At 69.7% G+C, this 18,995-nt stretch carries 16 protein-coding genes and 1 pseudogene; 13 read left to right on the plus strand and 4 right to left on the minus strand.

What is annotated here, in order from left to right; translation table 11 throughout:
- The 6 genes and pseudogenes from cbiB (at position 1) to KXJ60_RS19675 (ending at position 6,081) form a co-directional block, all read left to right on the plus strand.
- Entirely contained in the window at positions 1-969 is a 969-nt protein-coding gene (gene cbiB / locus KXJ60_RS19650) for an adenosylcobinamide-phosphate synthase CbiB (protein WP_291131730.1), read from the plus strand.
- On the plus strand, positions 966-1,940 hold the full coding sequence (locus KXJ60_RS19655; RefSeq protein ID WP_291131731.1) for an aminotransferase class I/II-fold pyridoxal phosphate-dependent enzyme: 975 nt from the start codon (positions 966-968) through the stop codon (positions 1,938-1,940). Before cbiB ends, KXJ60_RS19655 begins: the two co-directional genes overlap by 4 nt.
- Positions 1,937-3,505 (plus strand): cobyric acid synthase, encoded by a 1,569-nt coding sequence (locus tag KXJ60_RS19660; RefSeq protein ID WP_291131732.1) that lies wholly within the window; start codon positions 1,937-1,939, stop codon positions 3,503-3,505. Before KXJ60_RS19655 ends, KXJ60_RS19660 begins: the two co-directional genes overlap by 4 nt.
- A gap of 2 nt (positions 3,506-3,507) precedes the next feature.
- Positions 3,508-4,542: pseudogene (gene cobT / locus KXJ60_RS19665) on the plus strand (nicotinate-nucleotide--dimethylbenzimidazole phosphoribosyltransferase); the annotation flags it as partial.
- 175 nt (positions 4,543-4,717) lie between these two features.
- Complete coding sequence (locus KXJ60_RS19670; protein WP_291131734.1) at positions 4,718-5,530, plus strand: adenosylcobinamide-GDP ribazoletransferase; 813 nt, start codon at positions 4,718-4,720, stop codon at positions 5,528-5,530.
- Positions 5,527-6,081, plus strand: a complete 555-nt coding sequence (locus tag KXJ60_RS19675; RefSeq protein ID WP_291131737.1) for a histidine phosphatase family protein — start codon at positions 5,527-5,529, stop codon at positions 6,079-6,081. The genes KXJ60_RS19670 and KXJ60_RS19675 overlap by 4 nt, the downstream gene beginning before the upstream one ends.
- A 15-nt stretch (positions 6,082-6,096) precedes the next feature.
- Here the strand turns inward: KXJ60_RS19675 and nth are convergent, their stop codons facing one another.
- Positions 6,097-6,732, minus strand: a complete 636-nt coding sequence (gene nth, locus KXJ60_RS19680) for an endonuclease III (protein WP_291131739.1) — start codon at positions 6,730-6,732, stop codon at positions 6,097-6,099.
- A gap of 89 nt (positions 6,733-6,821) precedes the next feature.
- Here nth and KXJ60_RS19685 point away from each other — a divergent pair, with 89 nt between their 5' ends.
- Positions 6,822-8,012, plus strand: coding sequence for a PLP-dependent aminotransferase family protein (locus KXJ60_RS19685; protein ID WP_291131755.1), 1,191 nt, complete (start codon positions 6,822-6,824; stop codon positions 8,010-8,012).
- A gap of 195 nt (positions 8,013-8,207) precedes the next feature.
- On the opposite strand, the gene KXJ60_RS19690 is transcribed toward KXJ60_RS19685, so the two are convergent.
- Positions 8,208-8,399 (minus strand): hypothetical protein, encoded by a 192-nt coding sequence (locus KXJ60_RS19690; protein ID WP_291131741.1) that lies wholly within the window; start codon positions 8,397-8,399, stop codon positions 8,208-8,210.
- 60 nt (positions 8,400-8,459) lie between these two features.
- Between KXJ60_RS19690 and KXJ60_RS19695 the strand changes: the two genes are divergently transcribed.
- Positions 8,460-8,675, plus strand: a complete 216-nt coding sequence (locus tag KXJ60_RS19695) for a hypothetical protein (protein ID WP_291131743.1) — start codon at positions 8,460-8,462, stop codon at positions 8,673-8,675.
- Positions 8,676-8,749: 74 nt separating this feature from the next.
- Here the strand turns inward: KXJ60_RS19695 and KXJ60_RS19700 are convergent, their stop codons facing one another.
- On the minus strand, positions 8,750-9,133 hold the full coding sequence (locus KXJ60_RS19700) for a hypothetical protein (RefSeq protein ID WP_291131745.1): 384 nt from the start codon (positions 9,131-9,133) through the stop codon (positions 8,750-8,752).
- Positions 9,134-9,186: 53 nt separating this feature from the next.
- On the opposite strand from KXJ60_RS19700, the gene KXJ60_RS19705 reads away from it, so the two are divergent.
- The 5 genes from KXJ60_RS19705 (at position 9,187) to KXJ60_RS19725 (ending at position 17,875) form a co-directional block, all read left to right on the plus strand.
- Positions 9,187-11,241 (plus strand): OmpA family protein, encoded by a 2,055-nt coding sequence (locus tag KXJ60_RS19705; protein ID WP_291131757.1) that lies wholly within the window; start codon positions 9,187-9,189, stop codon positions 11,239-11,241.
- Positions 11,238-12,524, plus strand: a complete 1,287-nt coding sequence (locus KXJ60_RS19710) for a hypothetical protein (protein WP_291131747.1) — start codon at positions 11,238-11,240, stop codon at positions 12,522-12,524. Before KXJ60_RS19705 ends, KXJ60_RS19710 begins: the two co-directional genes overlap by 4 nt.
- A gap of 130 nt (positions 12,525-12,654) precedes the next feature.
- Entirely contained in the window at positions 12,655-13,494 is an 840-nt protein-coding gene (gene imuA, locus KXJ60_RS19715; RefSeq protein ID WP_291131749.1) for a translesion DNA synthesis-associated protein ImuA, read from the plus strand.
- Complete coding sequence (locus KXJ60_RS19720) at positions 13,436-14,752, plus strand: DNA polymerase Y family protein (RefSeq protein ID WP_291131751.1); 1,317 nt, start codon at positions 13,436-13,438, stop codon at positions 14,750-14,752. Before imuA ends, KXJ60_RS19720 begins: the two co-directional genes overlap by 59 nt.
- A 9-nt stretch (positions 14,753-14,761) precedes the next feature.
- Positions 14,762-17,875, plus strand: a complete 3,114-nt coding sequence (locus tag KXJ60_RS19725; protein ID WP_291131753.1) for an error-prone DNA polymerase — start codon at positions 14,762-14,764, stop codon at positions 17,873-17,875.
- A 5-nt stretch (positions 17,876-17,880) separates the two neighbouring features.
- On the opposite strand, the gene KXJ60_RS19730 is transcribed toward KXJ60_RS19725, so the two are convergent.
- Positions 17,881-18,995: phospholipase A (locus tag KXJ60_RS19730; RefSeq protein WP_366018833.1), on the minus strand; the 1,115-nt coding region annotated here is incomplete at its 5' end.

Raw genomic sequence — 18,995 nt, forward strand, 5'->3', positions numbered from 1 at the left:
ATGACCGAGTGGCTCACCCCTGCCGTTGCCACGCCGCTCGCGGTGCTGGTGGCCTTGGGGCTGGACCGCTGGCTCGGCGAGCCGCCCGCGCGCTGGCACCCCGTGGTGGGCATGGGGCGGTACCTCGGATTCATGGGTGCGCGCATCGCGCCGCGCGTTGAGGCTGCCGGGGCCAGCGCGGCTGCTGCCTTTGTGGGGGGCGCACTGGCCTGGTGTGTGGGCGCGGCGCTGGTGATGGCGCTGGCCTTCGGCGCTGCGTGGGGCATGGCCCAGTGGGCCTGGTGGTGGCAGGCGCTGGTGCTGGGGGTCTTGCTCAAGCCTTTGCTGGCCTGGCGCATGCTGCGCGACGAGGTGCAGGCGGTGGAAACCGCGCTGGGCGCTTCGCTGGCCGAGGGCCGTGCGCGCCTGGCCTGGCTGGTGAGCCGGGATGTGGCTGGGCTCGACGCCGCGCAGGTGCGCGAAAGCGCCATCGAGTCGCTGGCCGAGAACCTCAATGACTCCGTGGTCGCGCCCCTGTTCTGGTTTGTGGTGGCCGGCTTGCCGGGCGCTGCGCTCTACCGCTTTGCCAACACCGCCGATGCCATGTGGGGCTACCGCGGCGAACGCCAGGGCCGCGACTGGACGTGGGCCGGCAAGTGGGCCGCGCGGGCAGACGACGTGTTGTCCTGGGTGCCCGCGCGCATCACCGCTGCCTTGCTGGCCGCGCTGGTGGCAGCGCGCCGCTGCAGCGCGCTGCCCGCGCAGGCGCGGCGCACGCCATCGCCCAACAGCGGCTGGCCCATGGCCGCCATGGCGCTCGCGCTGGACGTGCGGCTAGGCAAACCCGGCGTGTACGAGCTGCACGGCGCTGGCCGCAGCCCGCAGGCGGCCGACACGGCGCACGCGCTGCAGCTCGCAGGCCGGGTCGTGGTGGTGCTGGCCTGCGTGGCCCTGGTCTGGGCAATGCTCAACCTGAGGGGTGTCTCATGACGGCTGTGCACGGCGGGCCGGATGCGCACGGCGCAGCGCGCTGGGATTTCTCCACCAACAGCAACGCCTGCGGCCCATGCCCCAGCGCACTCGCCGCCTTGCAGGCGGCCGATGCGGGTCGCTACCCCGACCCGGCCTACACGGCACTGCGCGAAGCGATCGCTGCTTTCCACTCGGTGGACAAGGACCGGATCGTGCTCGCCGGCAGCGCCAGCGAATTCATTGCCCGCTTCACCGCCTGGGTGGCGCGCGAAGGCGGGAAGCGGGTCTGGCTGCCCGCCATGGCCTACGGCGACTACGCCCAGGCCGCGCGCGCCTGGGGCCTGCAGCGCGCGCCCGATGCCGCGCAGGCCGACCTGGCCTGGCTGTGCGAACCCAGCAGCCCGCTGGGCGAGCCCGAACCCTTCGCGTCCTACGTGGTGGCCAGGAGCGCGCGCGTGGTGCTGGACCTGGCCTACGAGCCGCTGCGCCTGAGCGGGCGCTGCAGCCTGGGTCCCGAGGCGCGCGATGCGGTGTGGCAGCTGTGGTCGCCCAACAAGGCACTGGGGCTCACGGGCGTGCGCGGTGCGTATGCGATCGCGCCGGCGCAGGCCGGGGCCGATGTCCGCGCGCTGGACGACCTGGCGCCTTCGTGGGTGCTGGGCGCACACGCCGTGTCCATGCTCTCGGCCTGGGTGTCGCCCGATGCGCAGGCCTGGCTGGCGGGCAGCCTTTCGCGGCTGAGCGACTGGCGCGTGAGCCTGCGCGAGCGCCTGGCCGACTGCGGCTGGATCGGCCTGCCCGGCGATGCCAACTTCTTCTGTGCTGCGCCGCCGCGCCCGCTGGACGCCGTGGCCCTGCGCGCGGCCGGCATCAAGCTGCGCGACACCACCTCCATGGGACTGCCCGGCCACTGGCGCCTGGGGGTGCTGCCGCCGGTGGCGCAGGAAGCGCTGCACGCGGCCTTGCGGCGGCAGGAGGTGCTGGCATGACCGCGCGTTGCGTCATGGTGCTCGGCACCACCAGCGGCGCCGGCAAGAGCTGGCTCACCTCGGCGCTGTGCAGGTACTACGCGCGCCAGGGCCTGAAGGTGGCGCCCTTCAAGGCGCAGAACATGAGCAACAACGCAAGGGTCGTGGCCCCCACGCTCCACCGCTCGCGCGGGTCGCTGCCCCCCGAGGAGGCTGATTTTCCTTGGGGCGGCCCGGCGGAAAATCGGTGGCTCGGGGGCGAGATCGGCTCAGCCCAGTACTTCCAGGCCTTGGCCGCGCGCGCTCAACCCGAGGTGCGCATGAACCCGCTGCTGCTCAAGCCCGAGGCCGACACGCGCAGCCAGGTCGTGCTGATGGGGCAGGTGCATGCCGAGCTGGGCAACCTGCCGTGGCGCGGCCGCAGCGAGCGCGTGTGGCCGCACATCACCGCTGCGCTGGACGCGCTGCGGGCAGAGAACGATGTGGTGGTGATCGAAGGCGCGGGCTCGCCGGCCGAGATCAACCTGCACGCCAGCGACATCGTGAACATGCGCGTGGCGCGCCATGCGCAGGCGCGCTGCCTGCTCATCACCGACATCGACCGGGGCGGCGCATTCGCCCACCTTTATGGCACCTGGGCGCTGCTGCCCGAAGACGAGCGCGCGCTCATTCGGGGCTTTGTGCTCAACAAGTTTCGCGGCGACGCGGCGCTGCTCGCGCCCGCCCCGCAGATGCTGCAAGACCTCACGAGCGTGCCCACCGTGGCCACGCTGCCCATGTGGTGGCGGCACGGACTGCCGGAGGAAGACGGTGTGTTCGACATGGCCCCCACGCCGGGCGCTGCGCTGGGCAGTGGCAGCGCGCACGGTCTGAAAACCATTGCGGTCATCGCCTACCCGCGCATCAGCAACCTCGACGAATTCCAGCCGCTCAAGAACGTGCCCGGCGTGCGCCTGGTTTGGGCGCGCAGCCCTGCGGAGTGTGTGGACGCCGACTGGATCGTGTTGCCCGGCAGCAAGGCCACCGCCGCCGACCTGGCCTGGCTGCGGGCCCAGGGGCTGGACCGGGCGGTGGCCACGCACGCGGCGCAGGGCGGGGCGGTGCTGGGCGTGTGTGGTGGTCTGCAGATGCTGGGCGAGGCGCTCATCGACACGCACGGCATCGAACCCATGGACCTGGGCAACGCGCCGGGGCTGGGCCTGCTGCCGCTGGTGACGCAGTTCGCGCCGCAGAAAACGGTGCGGCACACCGCGTCGCGTTTTGCGGCGCTCACCGGCGCGTGGGCCGCGCTCTCGGGCGTAGAGGCCGCCGGCTATGAAATCCACCACGGGCAGACACTGCCGCACGCCGCCATGGCCGCCGCTGGCGATGTGGCGCGCCAGGCGCTGCCCGATGGCCTGGGCTGGCAGAACGCGCAAGGCAACGTGCTGGGCGTGTACCTGCACGGCCTGTTTGAAGACCCCCGCGTGCTGCACGCGTTGTTCGGTGCCTCGGTGCCCACGCTGGACACCGTGTTCGACGGCCTGGCCGACTTCATCACCACCCATTTCGAGACCGGCGTGCTCGATCAACTCATTGCTCCCTGACCATGACCCCCATTGCCCCCGTGCACGATCTTCATCAAGCCGAACTCGCGCTGGCGCTGCAGCGCGCGCTGGACAACAAGACCAAACCGGTCGGTTCGCTGGGTCGCCTGGAGGCGCTGGCGCAGCGCATCGGACTCATTCAGGGCACGCTGCAGCCTGAGCTGCGCGAGCCGCAGATGCTGGTGTGCGCGGCCGACCACGGTCTGGCTGCGCGCGGCGTCTCGGCCTTCCCGAGCGACGTGACCTGGCAGATGGTGGAGAACTTTCTGGCCGGTGGTGCGGCGGTGAGCGTGCTGGCGCGCCAGCACGGCATCGGCCTCACGGTGGTGGACTGCGGTGTGCGCCATGAATTTGCACCGCGGGCAGGCCTGCTCATCCGCAAGGTGGCACCGGGCACCGCCGATGCGCTCGAAGGCCCGGCCATGAGCGCCGCGCAATGCGCACAGGCCTTGGCCAACGGGCGCGAGGTGTTGCGCAACCTGCCGGGCAATGCCCTGCTGCTCGGCGAGATGGGCATTGGCAACACGTCGGCGGCTTCCTTGTTGCTCGCGCGGCTGGCGGGGCTGGACGTGGCCGATGTCACCGGCGCCGGCACCGGGCTCGGCGCGCAGGCGGTGCAGCGCAAGATCGGCATCCTGCGGGAGGTGCTGGCGCGCCATGCGCAAGCCACCGCACCGCTGGAGGCACTGGCCGCCTTCGGTGGATTCGAGATGGCGACCCTCGTTGGTGCGGTGCTGCAGGCCGCAGAGGAACGCCGCGTGATCGTGGTGGACGGCTTCATTGCCACAGCGGCCGTGATGGTGGCTTCGCACCTGCAGCCGCATGTGTTGCAACGCTGCGTGTTCGCGCACCGCTCGGGCGAGCGCGGCCATGTGCTCATGCTCGCCCACCTCAAGGCCGAGCCGTTGCTCGACCTGGGCTTGCGCCTGGGCGAAGGCTCCGGCGCGGCGCTGGCGTGGCCGCTGCTGGTGAGCGCGTGCGCCGTGTTGCGAGAGATGGCCAGCTTCGAATCGGCCGGGGTGTCGCGCAACACCGCCCCACCCGAAACGTCCGCCCCCGTTCGCCCACTGGCGGTTGCTCCCGTTCGCCCTGCGGCTTCGGCCCCCGTTCGCCCTGAGGCTTCGGCCCCCGTTCGCCCTGAGCCTGTCGAAGGGCTTTCCAACACGGAGGCCGGGGCTTCGACAGGCTCAGCCCGAACGGACCGCTGAACGCATGGCCACCTCCCTGCGCCACTTCCTGCTGGCCGTTCAGTTCTTCACCCGCATTCCGGTGACGGGGCGGTTGGCTGACTGGGTGGGCTTCAGCCCGGCCATGCTGCGGGCGAGCGCCGCGCATTTTCCGGGGGTGGGCTGGCTGGTGGGCGGGCTCACGGCGGGTGTGTTCTGGGTGTTGCTCGCGCTCTTGCCGGCGGGGCCGGCCGCGCTGTGGGTGGCGGCGGTGCTGAGCACGGTGTTCAGCGTGATGCTCACCGGCGCCTTTCATGAAGACGGCCTGGCCGATCTGGCCGATGGACTGGGCGGCAGCGCGCAGCGCGAGCGGGCGCTGGAGATCATGAAGGACTCGCGCATTGGCAGCTTTGGCGCCATTGCGCTGGTGCTGGTGTTGTTGGCCAAGGTGTCGCTGCTCGCGCTGCTTGCGCAGGGCAGTGGCTGGCTGGCGGTGGTGGCGCTGCTGGTGGCGCACGTCACTTCGCGCACAGTGCCGCTGGTGGTCATCCGCACGCTGCCGCATGTGGGCGACACGCCGCAATCGAAAAGCAAGCCTTTGGCCGAGAGCCTGTCCAACGCGGCGCTGCTCGCAGGCTTCGTGTGGTGGGCGCTGGCGATGGCGCTGGCGTGGTGGCTGCTGCCGGGTGCGCCCTGGTGGGCGGGGGTGCTCGGGGCGCTGGTGGGCCTGGCCTGGATGTGGCGCCTGCTGCACCGGCGCCTGCAGGGCTTCACGGGCGACGGGCTTGGCGCCACGCAGCAGGTGAGTGAAGTGCTGTTCTACCTGGGGCTGGCCTTGGCGCTGCCCACAATGTCATGAAACTCTGGTTGTTGCGCCATGCGCCGGTGATGTTGGGCCCCGGCCTGTGCTACGGGTCGAGCGACGTGCCTGCCCATGCCACGCTCACGCGCGAAGCCGCGCTGGCCATCTCGCCCTTGCTGCCGCCGGGCACGCCGGTGTGGATGTCCGGGCTGCTGCGCGCGCAGCAGCTGGCGGCCGCGCTGCAGGCCGAGCGCTCCGACCTGGGCGCGGCGCGCATCGACACGCGGCTGAACGAAATGGACTTTGGCACCTGGGAGCTGCAGCGCTGGGACGCCGTGCCGCCCAGCGCCTTCGACGCCTGGATGGCCGACTTTGCGCACCACCGCTTCGGCGGCGTGGAGAGCACGCAGATGGTGCTGTACCGCGTGGCCGCCGCGCTGGGCGAGCTGCGGCCGGCCACGAGCACCGACGTGTTGTGGATCACCCATGCCGGCGTGATCCGCGCGGTGCAGTTCATCTTGAGCAGCGGCGGCGTGCACATCCGCGATGCGGCCCAGTGGCCCAAGGACGCACCCGCGCCGGGCGGGTGGGTCACGGTGGAGTGCTGAGCGGGCGCGGCCCGCTCAAGCCGGCGTCTTGTCCTTGAAGTCGCAGCACTGGGCCACCGCGCAGCGCGGGCACAGCGGCTTGCGCGCCTGGCACACGTAGCGCCCGTGCAGGATCAGCCAGTGGTGCGAGTCCACCGCGTAGGCGGGCGGCACCCGCTTCATCAGCTGCATTTCCACCGCCAGCGGCGTCTTGCCCGGCGCCAGGCCAGTGCGGTTGCTGACGCGGAAGATGTGCGTGTCCACGGCCATGGTCGGCTCGCCGAAGGCCACGTTGAGCACCACGTTCGCCGTCTTGCGGCCCACGCCGGGCAGCGCTTCGAGCGCTTCGCGCGTGCCGGGCACTTCGCCGCCGTGCTGCTCCACGAGCATGCGGCAGGTCTGCATCAGGTGCCTGGCCTTGCTGCGGTACAGGCCGATGGTCTTGATGTACGACTCCAGGCCTTCCAGCCCGAGGTCGAGGATCGCCTGCGGCGTGTTGGCCACCGGGAAGAGCTTGCGGGTGGCCTTGTTGACGCCCACATCGGTGGCCTGGGCCGACAGCAGCACCGCGGTGAGCAGCTCGAACACGCTGGTGTATTCAAGCTCGGTTTGCGGGCTGGGATTGGCCGCCTGGAGGGTGGCAAAAAACGCGTGGATCTGGGCGGGCTTCATGGGAGCAGAGTCTAGCGCCGCAGATTTGGGGACAATGCGTGGCTGTCCTCCATTCCTTTGCCCGACGAGACCTCGCCATGTCCTTCCAGATCCCCTTTGCCGACCGCCTCAACAACGTCGAAACCTCGGCCATCCGCGAGCTGTTCAAGCTGCTCGGCAAGCCCGGCATCATCAGCTTTGCCGGGGGCTTCCCCGACAGCGCCATGTTCGACGTGGACGGCATCCGCGAGGCGGTGAACGCCGCCCTGACCGAAGAAGCCGGCGGCGCGCTGCAGTACGGCGCGACCGAGGGTTACCAGCCGCTGCGCGAACAGCTCGCTGCCTTCATGGCCAGCAAGGGCGCCCACGACGTGGCGGCCAACGACCTCATCGTGACCACCGGCAGCCAGCAGGGCCTGGACCTGCTGGGCAAGACGCTGATCTCACCCGGCGACAAGGTCATCGTCGAAGGCCCCACGTTCCTGGCCACCATCCAGTGTTTCCGCCTGTATGGCGCCGAGCTCATCAGCGCCCCGGTAGACGGCGACGGCGTGAAGACCGATGTGCTGGAGCGGCTCATTGCCGAGCACAAGCCCAAGTTTGTGTACCTCATTCCCACCTTCGGCAACCCCAGTGGCGCCATGCTCAGCCAGGCGCGGCGCCAGCAGGTGCTGGAGATGGCGGTGAAGCACAACACGCTGATCGTGGAAGACGACCCCTACGGCGATCTGTACTTTGGCGACGCGCCTCCGCCCAGCCTGCTGGCGATGAGCAGCACCGTGCCCGGCAGCCGTGAGCGGCTGGTGCACTGCGGCTCCCTGAGCAAGGTGCTCAGCCCTGGCTTGCGCGTGGGCTGGATGGTCGGCCCGGCCGAGCTGCTGGCCAAGGCCACCATGTGCAAACAGTTCAGCGACGCCCACACCAGCACCTTCGCGCAGGCCACCGCTGCGCAGTACCTCAAGGCCGGGCGCATGCCCGCCACGCTGGCCAAGGTGCGGGCGGTGTACGCCGAGCGGGCGACCACCATCGGCAACGCCTTGCGGCGCGAGCTGGGCGACGCCATTGAATTCGTGCAGCCACAGGGCGGGCTGTTTGTGTGGGCACGCCTCACGGGCGCGGGCGGCAAGGTGCAGGACGGCGCCGAACTCGCCCGGCGCGCCATCGACAACGGTGTGGCCTTCGTGCCCGGCGCGCCCTTCTACGCCTCCCAGCCCGACCACGCGACCCTGCGCCTGTCGTTTGCCACGGTGGGCGTGCCCAAGATCGAAGAGGGCGTGGCCCGCCTCGGCCAGGCCCTCTGACGGGCTGAGGCCCACGCGCCTCATTCGTGCCGCATTTCGGGCCTCATTTCGAGTCCCATTTCGAGTCCCATTTCGAGCCCCATTTCGGGTTGCTCGCAGCCATTGAACGAATGCCAAGGGCGGCATTTGCATTCGCGTTGAAGCGCCATTGGCCCGTCGGTGAATGGCACTGATTTTTCATTTCATTTTTCGAATTCAATTCCGTTGTATTTCGGGAGGTGGTGCATTGTTTTCATCAGGCGCAAATGAAAACAATGACTGGGCGAAATGGCCTTCGTATTGGTGGATCAGGCTGCCCATCCAATAAAAAACCGGGTTCACGGGTGTGCACCCGTTGGCGCGAATTGGCGCGGCATGATCGCGCAAAGCCACCTTATCTGCGCTCATCCGGGTAAGTCCAAAGCAGTCATTTGCCGTCCGTATGAGGTGCGCTGGTGTTGAATCGGCGTGTCATTGCGTGAAAAAGAACGCGGCATCGCGTCACCTTTACTGCGGTTGCAGTATGGACGCCCCATACCTGATTTTTTACAACCGGTGATCACCTTGGGCGATTGGGCCCAAGACGGGTCAATGGTTGATTTGTATCGCCTGTTTTTTTGCGTATTGAGCGCGGCGGCGATGGGCAAATGGAGCGCTGTTCATTTCAATGACCGCCTCAATTGACCTGGAGTGATGGCATTCCCATGCGCATGGGCAGAGGTGAACGGGACCTCGCGGCGCGTGGGCACATTGACTTCTTACAGGCGAGCGATTCGGGTCATGGGGCGTTTGATTTCCAAGGTGGTGAAGTGGGCGTGGCTGGTGCCTGTGGCGCTGGCGCTCGCCTGCTTGCCGCTGCTCGCGGCCACGTTTGCCAACAACAGCGCCACGGTCGCCGCGCCTGCCGGAGTCATCGACCCCGTTGGCGGCTGCAACGCCAACAACCCGCCCGACTGCACGGGCACCCTTGGCGTCGGTTTGACGTTCGGTTCAGTGACATCGCCCGGCGTCTTCACGGCGGGTGGCTCCGGTCCGGTGCGCACGTTCACGCTGCCAGCGGGTACGGTCGCCGGCACGTACTCCGTGACGTACACGGCGACCGTCAATGCTGGTGCTACCGGCACGGTCGGCAACAGCGTCACGGGTGGTGCAGGCTGCACCACGATAGGTGCTTGTGTGACCAGCCACCTACACCATTCGCCTGAACAACGCGGGTGGCACCGCTTTTACCAACTACCGCCTGACGGAGAACGTGCCGCCCGGTGCCACGTTGGTGAGCGTGTCGGGCGCATCGGGCTTTGCAGGCCCCATGAGCGGGCCAGGCACGCTGAACCTGACGGTACCCACTGTGCCGGCGGCTGGTGTGGCGGTGGTGACTGTGCAGTTCCAGGTGGCGGCGCAGCTGCCGGGGGGCATCACGGCCTTGCCGAACGTGATCAGCGGCGGTGACCTCAGTCCGCTGTGCGCCAGTGCATGCGCCGTGAGCATCCCCGTGGGCAATCCGGTGGCGCTGGGCTTGATCAAGAGCGCGGCCGTGCGCGAAGTCCGCGTGGGCGACCTCGTGCGCTACAGCATCCGCGTGAGCAATCTGGGGGCCGCCGCCGTGAGCGGCCTGAGCGTGGTGGACACACCCGCACCCGGGTTCAGCTACGTGGCGGGTTCGATGAGCGTGTCCGACGCCGACGGCGCGTTCAACCTTGGCGCGGGGCAGTCGCCCTTGCACATCGGTGGCATCGACATCGCCGCTGGCGGCGAGGCCGTCATCAGCTACCTGCTGCGCGTGGGCGCTGGTGTGCGCCAGGGTGTGCACACCAACCGGGCACAAGCACAGAACAGCCTGGGCCAGCCGCTCTCCGGCATCGCTTCGGCGCAGGTGCAGGTGGTGGGCGATCCCCTGCTGGACGAAGCGCTGCTGCTCGGCACCGTGTTTGACGACCGCGATGGCGATGGCTGGCAAGACCCCGCGCACCTCAGCGGTGTGAAAGTGCAGGGCGGTTTTGCGCCCGGCGTGTACCTCGCCGGCTCGACCACGCTGGACCGGGGCCAGGGGCCGCAGCCCGTGGCCGACGCGAGCGCACCGTTGCTGCACGGCATGAACCTCGGCTCGATGTCGGCCCGCCAGTCGCAGGCCGACCCGGCTGAGAGCCATCAGCTGGTGGTGCGCCAGCGCTTGAGCGATCTCGCGTTCACCGACGACTTCGTGCTCACCAGCGACCAGGGCGTCACCGTGCGCATGAACGCGGCCGGCCAGACCACCACCGAGCGGTCGGGCGAAGCCGCCAAGGGTTTGAACGCCGCCGCACCGAGTGTGGAGCGCCGCCTCTCAAAAGTCGAAGGCGGGTACGAGATCGCCTACGTCGTGCGCAACCACGGCATCGACGAACGCGGCATTCCCGGCGTGCGCATCGCCACCGTGGAAGGCCTGCTGATCGAGTCCGATCCGTTTGGCCGCTTCCACCTCACGGGTATCGGCGGTGGTGATGCCGCGCGGGGCCGCAATTTCATTCTGAAGATCGACCCCACCACGCTGCCCGACGGCGCCACGCTCACCACCCCCAACCCGCTCGTGCGCCGCGTTACACCGGGTCTGCCTGCGCGCTTTGACTTTGGTGTGAAGCTGCCCGTGCAGGTGCTGAGCGGACGCGAGCTGGTGGAGGTGGAGCTGGGCGAGGTGCTGTTCGATCCGGGCAGCGCGACGATCCGTCAGCAGCATGGAGCCGTCATCGAAAAGATGGTCGGCAAGGTGCAGGCGTATGGCGGCGGTGAGCTGGTCATTCGGGCCGACGGCGAGTCCGCCGCACTGGCCTTGGGCCGCGCACGTGCCCTGGACGAAGCCATGTCCTCCAGGCTCACGCCCGAGGTGGCCAGAGCCACGCGCGTGGCCGTGCGTGCCGAGATGAACGACCCGGACAGCCTGGTGGTGGGCGTCGGGGTGGGCGGGGTGGTGCTGGGCACCGTGCTCTTTGACACCGATCGGTCGGAAATCCGTCCCGTGTACCGCCCGATGCTCGCCGACGTGGCCCGTCAGCTCGCGGCCCTGCAAGGTGGGGTGGTGGCCCTGGTGGGTCACGCCGATCGCCGCGCCTCGGACGCCTACAACATGGCCCTGGGCCTGCGCCGGGCGCAAGCGCTCTACCAGGCGCTGGTGGCCGAACTTCCCCCCGAGACGCGAGCGAAGGTGCGCGTCGACATTCTCCCGAACGCGCCGCATGGCCCGCGTCCTGGGCAAGCCGCAGGACCCACACCATGAAGATGAAAGTTCTTGACTGCGCCTTGCTGGGCCTGTTTTCCGGCGTGGCCTCCAGCGCCTGGGCGCCCGCGCTGGCCGACACACCCGCCATGTCTTCCGCCCGCTGCAACGACACGGGCTGCAGCCACCCCGATGGCCTGCTGTTTCGCCTGCAAAGCCGGGGCGAGCGTGAACCCGTGACGAGTGGCACCCCATCGCGCGCCAGCGACGCCGCGCTGCAACCCGACCGGCGCGCCACCATCGAACGGCTCGACGCAAGCGCACCCGCGCCCGGCGCGGTGCCGGGCACCTACGACGAGCCGCCCACGCTGCAGCTCACCAAGGTGTCCAACGGTGGTGTGGGCACCTTCACCTTCACCGGCAACAACGGCTGGGCCAGCCAGTCCATCACCACCACCACGGCCGGTGTGGGCGTGGCGGGTGCCACGCAATCGCTGGGTGCAGCCACCACCGCCACGACGATCAACGAATCTCTGCCGGCAGGCTGGCAGCTTGGCAGCGTGAGCTGCACCGGCATGGGGTCGGGCGGCACCGCGACGGTGGCTGGCTCCAGCTTCACGCTCAATGCGGCGGCCACCGCCTACAACGCCGACATCCTCTGCACGGTGACCAATACCAGGATTCCCATCCTGAGGTTGTCCAAATCCCTGCCCGATGGCCGGGTGCAAGCCAGCGACCAGTTCACGCTGAACATTGCGGGCGCGGGCGGGCCGGCCACGGCCACCACCACCGGCAGCACCAACACACCCACGCAGAACGCCACACTCAGCAACACCACCGCCGGCAGCGCTTACACGCTGTCGGAAACCTCGGCCAACCTCGCGGCCTACGTCAGCACCTACGCCTGCACGAACGCGCGCGCCGGCGGGCAGACGCCCAGCGGCAGCGGCACCAGCTTCAGCGTGACGCCCGCCGCTGGCGACGACCTGAGCTGCGTGTTCACCAACGCCTGGCCGCGCGCCAACCTGTCGGTGCTCAAGACCGCCAGCCCCAGTGCCACCTCGTCGGGCGGGCTGGTCAGCTTCACGTTGACCGTGTCCAACGCCGGGCCGAACGCCGCCAACGGCGCCGTGCTGCGCGACGCGCCTGCTGCCGGCCTGGACTGCACCGAGGTCGGCCTGGCCGCGCCCACGTGTGTGGCCAGCGGTGGCGCTGCTTGCCCGGGCGGGCTCACGAACGCGGCCCTGCTGGGTGCTTCCGGCGTGGCCATTCCTGTGCTGCCCGCGGGTGGTGGCGTGATCGTCACGCTGCAGTGCCGTGTCACGGCCACGGGCTTGCCGTAAGCCTCGCCGCGTTTCCCCGACCTGCGCCTGGGGCCTTGCAGGCTTGTGTGGACAGGTGAAAGGCTTTCATATACTGTACACAAATACAGTATTTTGAAGCAGCCCATTCACCCCCCACAAACCCCCCACCATGCAGCCCGCCATGTCCTGGCAGGAGGACGACCCGTCTCCTGCGACCGCGCCTTTGCGCCCGCCACGCCCCCTGCGCCCCCCGCGCCAATTGGGCAGCGGCTTGCCGGCGGCCGTGGCCGCGGCGCTGTGGCGGGGCGACCAGCTGGGCGCGCCGGTGTCAACCGTGTGGTCCAGCGGCTTTGCCGCGCTGGACGCTCAGTTGCCCGGCGGCGGCTGGCCGGGCCACGGGTTGACCGAAATCCTCACGCCGCACAGTGGCACGCTCGAGTGGCGCCTGCTCGGGCCGGTGCTGCGCCAGGTCTGTGCGGCCGGACAGCCGGTGGTGGTGGTCGGCCCGCCGCTGCCGCCCCATCTGCCGGGCCTGCGCCTGGAGGGCCTGGACGAGCGCCAGCTGGTCTGGGTGCAGGCCGACACGCCGGCCGAGCGCCTGTGGTCGGCCGAACAACTCATCAAGGCCCAGGCCTGTGGCGCGCTCCTGGTCTGGCTGCCGCAGGCCCGGCCGGAGCAGATCCGCCGGCTGCAGGTGCTGGCGGCGGGTTTTGACGCGCCGGTGTTCGTGTGCCGGCCCGCCCGCGCCCTGGGCGAATCGTCGGCCGCACCCCTGCGCGTGCGGGCGGCCGTGGGGCCCGACTGGGCCTTGCACATCCACATGGCCAAGCGCAAGGGCCCGCCGCTGGAAACCCCCCTGCACCTGAGCGCCGTGCCCGGCGCCCTGGCCCCTTTTCTCACGCCCCGGCTGCGGCTGCCCAGCCGGTGGACGCATCACCCCGAGACCGAGCATGTTGTGGTCCGCCCTTCTGCCCAGCCCGACGAGCACCGGCACAGCGCAGCCCACTGAAGCGGCTGAGGCCACTCGGCGCGCCCTGGCCATCTGGGCCCTGCAGTTCACCCCCCGGGTGGCGCTGGTGGACGAAGCCGTGCTCATGGAGGTGCAGGCCAGCCTGCGCCTCTTCGGGGGGCGGCGGGCGCTGCGCGAACGCGTGCTGCACGAAGGGCGCGAACTGGGGCTGGCCCAACTCGCCTGGGCACCCAACGGCCTGGCTGCGCTCGCGCTGGCGCGCGCCGGCATCGAAAACGGTTGTCGGCTCCCGCTGGACGGGCTGCTGGATGCCTTGCCCATGGACACGCTGAGTGCGGTGAGGCCGCACCGGCTCACGCTCGAACACATCGGCTGCCGCACGCTGGGCGATGTGCGCGCGCTGCCGCGCGGTGGCCTTGGCCGGCGCTTCGATCAGCGGCTGCTGCAAGCGCTCGACGAGGTGTATGGCCGCGCGCCGCAGGTGCACGAATGGGTGGCGTTGCCCGCATCGTTTGAAGAGCGTCTGGAGCTCATGGCGCGGGTGGAGCAGGCCCATGCCCTGGTGTTTGGCGCGCGTCGGCTGCTGCGCGTGCTCAGTGGCTGGCTGGCGGCGCGGCGCGCGGGTGTCACGGCCTTTACCTTGAAATGGGCGCACGACGCCATGCGCTCGCGCGCGGCGGGCGAGGGGGGTGAGATCACCATCCGCACGGCCGAGCCCACGCGCGACACCGAGCACCTGTGCCGCCTGCTCACCGAGCATCTGGCGCGGGTGACGCTGCAGGCCCCGGTGGGCGAGCTGGCGCTGGTGGCCACCGAGGTGCAGCCGCTGCATGACGTGAGCGCCTCGCTGTTGCCCGATACCGTGCGCCAGGGCGAAAAGCTCGGCCTGGTGCTTGAGCGTCTGGCCGCGCGCCTGGGGCCGCAGCGCGTGCTGCGCCCCGTGCTGTGCGAAGACCACCGGCCCGAGTGGATGTGCCGCTGGCAGCCGGCCTCGCAGCCCCTGCCCCGCAAGAGCGCGCCGCGCACTGCACTGGCCCAGCCGGGCTTTCTGTTGCCGGTGCCGCTGCGCCTGCTGGTGCAGGACGACCACCCGGTGTATCACGGTCGCCTGCTGTTGCTGCTCGGGCCGCAGCGCGTGGAGGGCGGATGGTGGGACCGCGTCGAGGGTGAAGACCGCACGCGCAACGTGGTGCGCGACTACTGGGTGGCCCTGTCGGCCGAAGCGGGCGCGCTCTGGGTCTTCCAGACCCGGTTGGGCCAGGCGCCGGCCTGGTTCCTGCACGGGCACTTTGCCTGAAGGCTCGGCATGAACACCCCCGCCGTCCTGCCCGACTACGCCGAGCTGCGCTGCCTCTCCAACTTCACCTTCCTGCATGGCGCCAGCCATCCCGAGGAACTGGTGGAGCGAGCCGCCGCGCTGGGCTACCGCGCGCTGGCCCTGGTGGACGAGTGCTCGCTGGCCGGTGTGGTGCGTGCCCACGTGGCCGCCAAAAAGCACGGGCTGCCGCTGCTGGTCGGCAGCCAGTTCCGCGTGCGGTGCGACACACCGTTCACCCTCGTCGTGCTGGCCTGCCATCTCCCGGGCTACGGCAACCTGTGCGAGTTCATCACCGGCCTGCGCCGGGCGTCGGCCGAGAAGGGAACGTACCGCCTGAAGCAGGACGACATCCGCGCCGAGGCCCTGGCCGACTGCGTGGTGATCGCGGTGCCCGATGCCGCCTGCGATCAGGACCGCATCGACCGCATCGCGCGCTGGCTGCTGTGGCATTTCCGGGGCCGCTGCTGGCTCGGGGTGGAGCAGCTGTGCCGCGTGGATGACGAGATGCGCCTGCACCAGCTGCGCCAGAGCAGCGAGCTCACCGCCGTGCCGCTGGTGGCCGTGGGCGATGTGCAGATGCATGTGCGTTCGCGCAAACCCCTGCACGACGTGCTCACCGCCATCCGCATCGGCAAGCCGCTCACCGAATGCGGCTTCGCGCTGCAGCCCCATGCCGAGCAGCGCCTGCGCCTGCGCTCGACACTGGCCCAGCTGTACCCGGCGGCGCTGCTGGCCGAGACGCTCGCGGTGGCCGCGCGCTGCCAGTTTTCGCTCGACGAGTTGCGCTACCAGTACCCCAGCGAGGTGGTTCCCGAAGGAGAAACGCCGCAAAGCCACCTGCGCCGCCTGACCGAGGAGGGGGCTCGCAGCAAATGGCCACAGGGCATTCCCGCCAGGATGGCGAAGCAGATCGAGCACGAGCTCGAGCTGATCGCCTGCAAGCAGTACGAACATTACTTTCTGACGGTGCACGACATCGTGGCCTTCGCGCGCTCCCAGGGCATCCTGTGCCAGGGCCGGGGGTCGGCGGCCAACAGCGTGGTGTGTTACTGCCTGGGCATCACGGCGGTCAATCCCGACCTCACGCAGCTGCTGTTCGAGCGCTTCATCTCGCGCGAGCGCGATGAGCCACCCGACATCGATGTCGACTTCGAGCACGAACGGCGCGAGGAGGTCATCCAGTACCTGTACCGGAAATACGGACGCGAGCGCGCCGCGCTCACCGCCACCGTCATCAGCTACCGCCCGCGCAGCGCCCTGCGCGACGTGGGCAAGGCGCTGGGGTTTGAGGACGGTTCCCTGGACGCGCTGGCCAGACAGGCCCGCTGGTGGGACGGCCACGCCATTGCCACAGAGCGGCTGGTGGAAGTGGGCCTGGACCCCGAGCAACTCCAGGTGCGCCAGCTGCTGGAATGCACCTCGACGCTCATGGGTTTCCCGCGCCACCTCTCGCAGCACACGGGCGGCTTCGTGCTTACGCAGTTGCCGCTCTCGCGCCTGGTGCCCATCGAAAACGCCTCCATGAAAGACCGCACCGTCATCGAATGGGACAAGGACGACCTGGACGCCCTGGGCATGCTCAAGGTGGACGTGCTTGCCCTGGGCATGCTCACCGCCTTGCGCAAGGCCATGGCGCTGATCGGCCAGAAGGAGGGCCGCTCCTTCGGCATGGAGGACGCCACGCAGAACGACGGCCCGACCTACGACATGATCTGCGCCGCCGACACCGTGGGCGTGTTCCAGATCGAGAGCCGCGCGCAGATGAGCATGCTGCCGCGCCTGAGGCCCCGCTGTTACTACGACCTGGTGATCGAGGTGGCGCTGGTGCGGCCGGGGCCCATACAGGGCGGCGCCGTGCATCCTTACCTGAACCGCCGGCAGGGCAAGGAGCCCGAAACCTACCCCGGCCCGCGCGATGGCGAAGACCTGCGCGCCGCGCTCGGCCGCACCATGGGCGTGCCCATCTTCCAGGAGCAATGCATGCAGATCGCCGTGCTCGCAGCCGGCTTCACGCCGGGCGAAGCCGATCAGCTGCGCCGTGCCATGGCGGCCTGGAAGCGACATGGCCACGTGCAGAAATACGAGAAGAAGCTCATTGACGGCATGACCGCGCGGGGCTACGACGTCGAATTCGCCCAGCGCATCTACGAACAGATCAAAGGCTTCTCCAGCTACGGTTTCCCTGAAAGCCATGCCGCCAGCTTTGCGCTGCTGGTGTACGTGAGCGCCTGGATCAAGCGCCACCACCCGGCCGAATTTCTGGTGGCCCTGCTCAACAGCCAGCCCATGGGCTTCTACACACCCAGCCAGCTGGTGCAGGACGCCCAGCGCCACGGCGTGGTGGTGCGCCCGGTGGATGTGGCGCACAGCGAGCTGGCGAGCCGGATCGAACCCGATGGCGCGGTGCGGCTGGGCCTGCACCTGGTCAACGGCCTGGGGGCAGACGCCGCGCAACGCCTGCGGCAGGCGCGCGAACGGCAGGCCTTCACCAGCGCGCAAGACCTGGCGCGCCGCGCCGCACTGGACCAGGTCCACATGAAAGCGCTGGCCGCCGCCGATGCCCTGGCCAGCCTGAGCGGGCACCGCCGCCAGCAGGTGTGGGACGCGGCCGCGCTGCGCTCGGCGCCTGCGCTGCTCAAGGGCGCGCCGGTGGAGGAAGCCCCGCTGGCCTTGCCCGAAGCGCCGGAAGGCGAGGCCGTGGTGTGGGACTACGCCAGCCTGGGCCTGACCCTGCGCCGCCATCCGCTGGCGCTGCTGCGGCCCGAGCTGGCACGGCGCAGGCTCATGACCGCCGAAGCCCTCAAGGACGCGCCCAACGGCCGCCTGGTGCGCCACTGCGGCATCGTCACGCTGCGCCAGCAGCCCGGCACTGCGTCGGGCGTGGTGTTTGTGAGCCTGGAAGACGAGACCGGCGTGGTGCAGGTCATCGTGTGGCGCCGCATCCGCGAGCGCCAGCGCGCCGTGCTGGCGGGTTCACGCCTGCTGGCGGTGTACGGGACGTGGCAGCGCGATGGCGAGGCCCGCAACCTGATCGCCGGCCACCTCGAAGACCTCACGCCGCTGCTCAACGGGCTCTCCACCGTGAGCCGCGACTTTCACTGAACCGCTCAGAACTGCAGGAAGCTCACGCCCGCGCCCACGCTGGTCTGGCGGAAGTTGTAGTCGGAGAGCGTTTCGCCGTAGCCGCTGAAGAGCTGCACATACCAGCGCAGGCCGTTGGGCTGGTCGCGGTACACGGGGTAGGTCCATTCGAGCTGGGTGGAACCCCTGCCCTGGCTGCGCAGGGTGCTGCGGTGCATGAGCGAGGCCGTGTGCAGCCCGCTGGCCCAGCCCAGGGTGAACTCGGCCTTGCCGCGGAAATCGGTAAGGTCGGGGTTGTTGTCGTTTTCCAGGCGTTCCTTCAGGCGGTGGTTCAGCCGCGTGGTAAACGACCAGTTGCCGCGCTCCAGCCCCGCCGTGAGGTACACCCGGTTCCAGCTGCGCGAGAGCGGATCGGACTGCCCGTTAGACTGGTGTGCCACGCCCAGCTGGGTGTAGCGCCATTGCCAGCCAAACGGCAGCGTGCGCAGGCCCGCCGTGGTGGGCACCACGTAGATCAGCTCGGGCTGGTAGTCGGTGTTGCGAAAGGGGCGCGAATCGGCGTGGTTGTAGACCTGCCACATGGCCTGCATGGTGAAGGCGGCCCAGAGGTCGGCGCCGGGCAGGCCGAAGTCCTGCAGCACCTTGGTGCGCACCGACAGCTGGAACTTCGCCTCTTCCCGCCGGTTGTCGGGCTGGGCCACGGCGGCCTGCGTGGGCGACTGTGGCGCGCGGTTGATGCGGCTGGTGACGTGGAGCGGCAGCACGTAGTTCTTCTGGTAGCCCACGAAATTGAACACGCCGCGTTTGTCGGACGGCTCCAGCTCCCAGAACTTCGAGGCCAGGCTGGTGGACGGCGCCGACTCGGGTGGCAAGGGCGCGCCCGTGGCCGCCAGCAGCGAAGGCGCCGCCACTTCACCCGGCGCGGGCTGTGCCGCTGGCGGGACAGCGGGCGCGGGTGCGCGCCCGGCCAGGCGGTCGTAGCAGTTCAGGCGGTCGGTGGGGGCGCCGATGACGGCGCACTGGTCCAGCGTGGGCAGCGGCTCCGTGGCGGTTTGCGCGTGCAGCGCGGGCGTGAGCACCATGGCGCAGAGCAGCCAGCAGGGGGAGGGCGCGAAGCGGTGAGGGGTGGACGGGTGCAGGT

Origin of the sequence: Hydrogenophaga sp. (assembly GCF_019264445.1) — a bacterium.
Classification (GTDB): Bacteria; Pseudomonadota; Gammaproteobacteria; order Burkholderiales; family Burkholderiaceae_C; genus Hydrogenophaga.

What these genes read in the sequence shown, in the direction of transcription:
- cbiB (WP_291131730.1), top strand. Translation starts at nt 1, where the DNA reads ATGACCGAGTGGCTCACCCCTGCCGTTGCCACGCCGCTCGCGGTGCTG.
- KXJ60_RS19655 (WP_291131731.1), top strand. Translation starts at nt 966, where the DNA reads ATGACGGCTGTGCACGGCGGGCCGGATGCGCACGGCGCAGCGCGCTGG.
- KXJ60_RS19660 (WP_291131732.1), top strand. Translation starts at nt 1,937, where the DNA reads ATGACCGCGCGTTGCGTCATGGTGCTCGGCACCACCAGCGGCGCCGGC.
- KXJ60_RS19670 (WP_291131734.1), top strand. Translation starts at nt 4,718, where the DNA reads ATGGCCACCTCCCTGCGCCACTTCCTGCTGGCCGTTCAGTTCTTCACC.
- KXJ60_RS19675 (WP_291131737.1), top strand. Translation starts at nt 5,527, where the DNA reads ATGAAACTCTGGTTGTTGCGCCATGCGCCGGTGATGTTGGGCCCCGGC.
- nth (WP_291131739.1), bottom strand. Translation starts at nt 6,732, where the DNA reads ATGAAGCCCGCCCAGATCCACGCGTTTTTTGCCACCCTCCAGGCGGCC.
- KXJ60_RS19690 (WP_291131741.1), bottom strand. Translation starts at nt 8,399, where the DNA reads ATGAGCGCAGATAAGGTGGCTTTGCGCGATCATGCCGCGCCAATTCGC.
- KXJ60_RS19710 (WP_291131747.1), top strand. Translation starts at nt 11,238, where the DNA reads ATGAAGATGAAAGTTCTTGACTGCGCCTTGCTGGGCCTGTTTTCCGGC.
- imuA (WP_291131749.1), top strand. Translation starts at nt 12,655, where the DNA reads ATGCAGCCCGCCATGTCCTGGCAGGAGGACGACCCGTCTCCTGCGACC.
- KXJ60_RS19720 (WP_291131751.1), top strand. Translation starts at nt 13,436, where the DNA reads ATGTTGTGGTCCGCCCTTCTGCCCAGCCCGACGAGCACCGGCACAGCG.
- KXJ60_RS19725 (WP_291131753.1), top strand. Translation starts at nt 14,762, where the DNA reads ATGAACACCCCCGCCGTCCTGCCCGACTACGCCGAGCTGCGCTGCCTC.